This window comes from Rhizobium sp. 05L429 (assembly GCF_056397645.1).
On record NZ_JBFTNV010000073.1, the window covers coordinates 1 to 3,029 of the forward strand.

Annotated in this window: 1 protein-coding gene; it reads right to left on the bottom strand. The window is 52.9% G+C overall.

Translation table 11 applies throughout. The annotated features are described in order from the left end of the window. Window positions 1-3,029 (bottom strand): non-ribosomal peptide synthetase (locus AC1DNW_RS35340; protein WP_477855789.1); only part of this gene is annotated, 3,029 nt, incomplete at both ends.

Sequence of the window (3,029 nt, forward strand, 5' to 3'; positions counted from 1 at the left end):
ACATAGGCAACAAGCCGCTTGTCGCCGCCATTGTCCTGGCGCGCAATCACCACCGCCTGGCTGACGCCGTCATGCCCCTGCAGCACGCTCTCGATCTCGCCGAGTTCGATACGGAACCCGCGCAGCTTGACCTGATGGTCATTGCGTCCCAAGAACTCGATTTCGCCATAAGGCAGATAGCGCGCAAGATCGCCTGTCCGGTAAAGCCGCGCGTCGGCACGGGCGCTGAACGGATCGGCCACGAACTTCTCGGCCGTCAGTTCCGGCTTGTTCAGATAACCGCGCGCAACCCCTGTACCGCCAATGTAGAGCTCTCCGACAACCCCAACCGGAACAGCAGAATAATATTCATCAAGAATATACACTTCGGTATTCGAGATCGGACGTCCAATTGAAGACTTATGACTATCAGAATGGACTTCTAATAACGTCGCATTGACAGTCGTTTCCGTCGGGCCATAGGTATTAAACAATGCCGGGGTAAATTTTTGGCGCTTGAACCAGAGTCCGATCGCAACGGGATTAGCTGTTTCTCCAGTAATTACAACCTGGCGCAATGTTGTGGGGAAGGTGATCTCCGGCTGCTCAAGTACCATTTGGCTCCAAAATTGAGCGGGTAAGTTTACCACCGTGATCCCGAAGCTTCCGCATAAATCGCAAAAGCCACCGGCCGATGTCAACCAAGTGTCGGTTCGCAGAACAAGGGTCGCGCCTATTGTCAAGGTTGGGAATATCTCCTCGACCGACATATCGAAGGAGGAGGACGAGAATTGTAGCATCCGATCGCGAGCAGATAGGTTATAGGTTTCCTGAAGATCCCTCACTAGATTGACCAGTCCGCGATGCTCGATCATGACGCCCTTTGGAGCGCCAGTAGAACCCGAAGTGTATATTACATAGGCAAGGTGTCGTGAATTCTGATTGATGAAGAGACGGCTCAGGTCAGTATCGGGAAATCTCAAGTCTCCCGCCAACGGGTCATCGACATCAAGCACCGGCAGTGTGCCCAATGCCTCCGTGCCCAAAACCTCCCGGCCCACTCTATCAGCTAGCAAGAGCTTCGGTTTTGCGTCTTGCAGTATCAAGCCCAATCGCTCAGAAGGATATGCAGGATCAAGTGGAAGATACGCGGCGCCGGCCTTGAGTACAGAAAGTATAGCGATCACCATACTAGGCGACCTTTCAATGCAAACGGCAACCGGATCATCCGGCTTAACGCCAAACGATAATAACTGATGCGCTAGGCGATTAGCTCTGGTGTTAACCTCTCTGTAACTTAACGCCTGATCGCCCTGCACAACCGCAATGGCATCGGGGGTTAGGTTTGCTTGATCCTCAAATAGTTCGTGAATACATTTGTCTTCGGGATATTGCGCAGAGGTTCGGTTCCATTCCTCCAAGAGGAGCCGTCGCTCGGCGGCCTCCATTATGGGTAGAGTTAGAACGCGCTGGTCCGCCTCGGCGACCATGGCTTGAAGGACATTTCGAAGATAACCTAGATGTCGCGCGATGGAGTCAGCGTCGAAGAGCGCCGTTGAATATGACAGAGCGCCCCCAATAACTCCATCGTCAGCTTCCCCCATGGACAATTCAAGGTCGAATTTCACATAAGGATAGCTAACTGGATTCATCGCGATATCCAGACGAGGTAATTTAAATGCCTCGTTCGCATTCTGCCAGGTAAACATAACTTGGAAGAGTGGGGTGTGGCTTAAGCAGCGCGGCGGCTTGATCAAATCCACCACCTGCTCGAAAGGAATGTCTTGATGATCCTGTGCCGCAAGCGTCGTGGAACGGATCCGAGCCATCAATTGGGCCAGGCTCGGATTATCATTAAGGGCAACGCGAAGTGCAAGGGTATTGACAAAGAAGCCGATCAGCGGCTCGATCTCAGATCTCCCTCGATTTGCCGTCGGAGTTCCGATGACTAAGTCAGTCTGACCGGAAAGTCGGGCCAAGACGATAGCCCAAGCCGTAACCAAAGTCGTGAACATGGTGGTATTCTGGTCCCGGCTCAAGCGGCGAAGGCCAGCAGAAAGCTCAGGATCAAGAGTGAAGTTCCGCGAGGCTCCCACATAGGATTGGTGCTCGGGGCGTGGCAAGGTCGTGGGTAGATTCAACAAGACGGGTGCGTCCGCCAGATTCTGGCGCCAATAATCGGCCTGACGTGTAAGACGCTCGTCGTCCAGCCACTCGCGTTGCCAAGCGGCGTAGTCGAGATATTGGATAGCCAAAGCTGGAAGTGGATTGGGCCGCCCGCTAGCAAAGGCAGTATAAAGAAGCTTAAGTTCTCGTGCTAATATATCGAAGGACCAGCCATCCGAGATGATATGATGTTGAGTGAGCAGAAAGACGTATTCCTGTTCATTCAGCCGGATCAGACTGGCGCGAATTAACGGCCCCTTCGTTAAGTCGAACGGAGCCTGCGCTTCCATGGCACATAAATGCGCGAGTTTCTGCTCGATGTCCCCATCATCTCGTAAATCAATCTCCTCCATTGGAAGGGGTGTATCTGCATCGAGAAGATGCAACTGGGGTTCGCCATCGACGTTGATAAAAGTTGAGCGCAACGCTTCGTGACGAGAGAAGATGTGGTTAAGGCTTGATCGCCATGCCTCCACGTCGAAGAGACCTTGAATGCGTAATGCAACCGGAAGGTGATAACTCTTACTGACGCCATCCAATTGAGATAGGAACCAAAGCCGTTGTTGTGCGAATGACAACGGTAAAATTCCCTGACGTGGGACGGGTAAAATGGGCAATAATGCCTCAGTACTGCTGTCAGTTATGCATTGGGCAAGATCCTTCATAACTGGTTGGATGAAAATGCTGGTTAAGGGTAGATTCACTTGAAAAGAGGTTTGAATTTTGGTGCGTAGACGCGTTGCCAGGAGCGAGTGTCCGCCGAGTTCGAAGAAGTTGTCGTGGATGCCGACCTGTTCGAGGCCGAGCACGTCGCACCAGATGCGGGCAAGCGCCTGTTCGGTCGGCGTGCGCGGGGCGACATAGTCCTGCGACCTGTAGCCGCC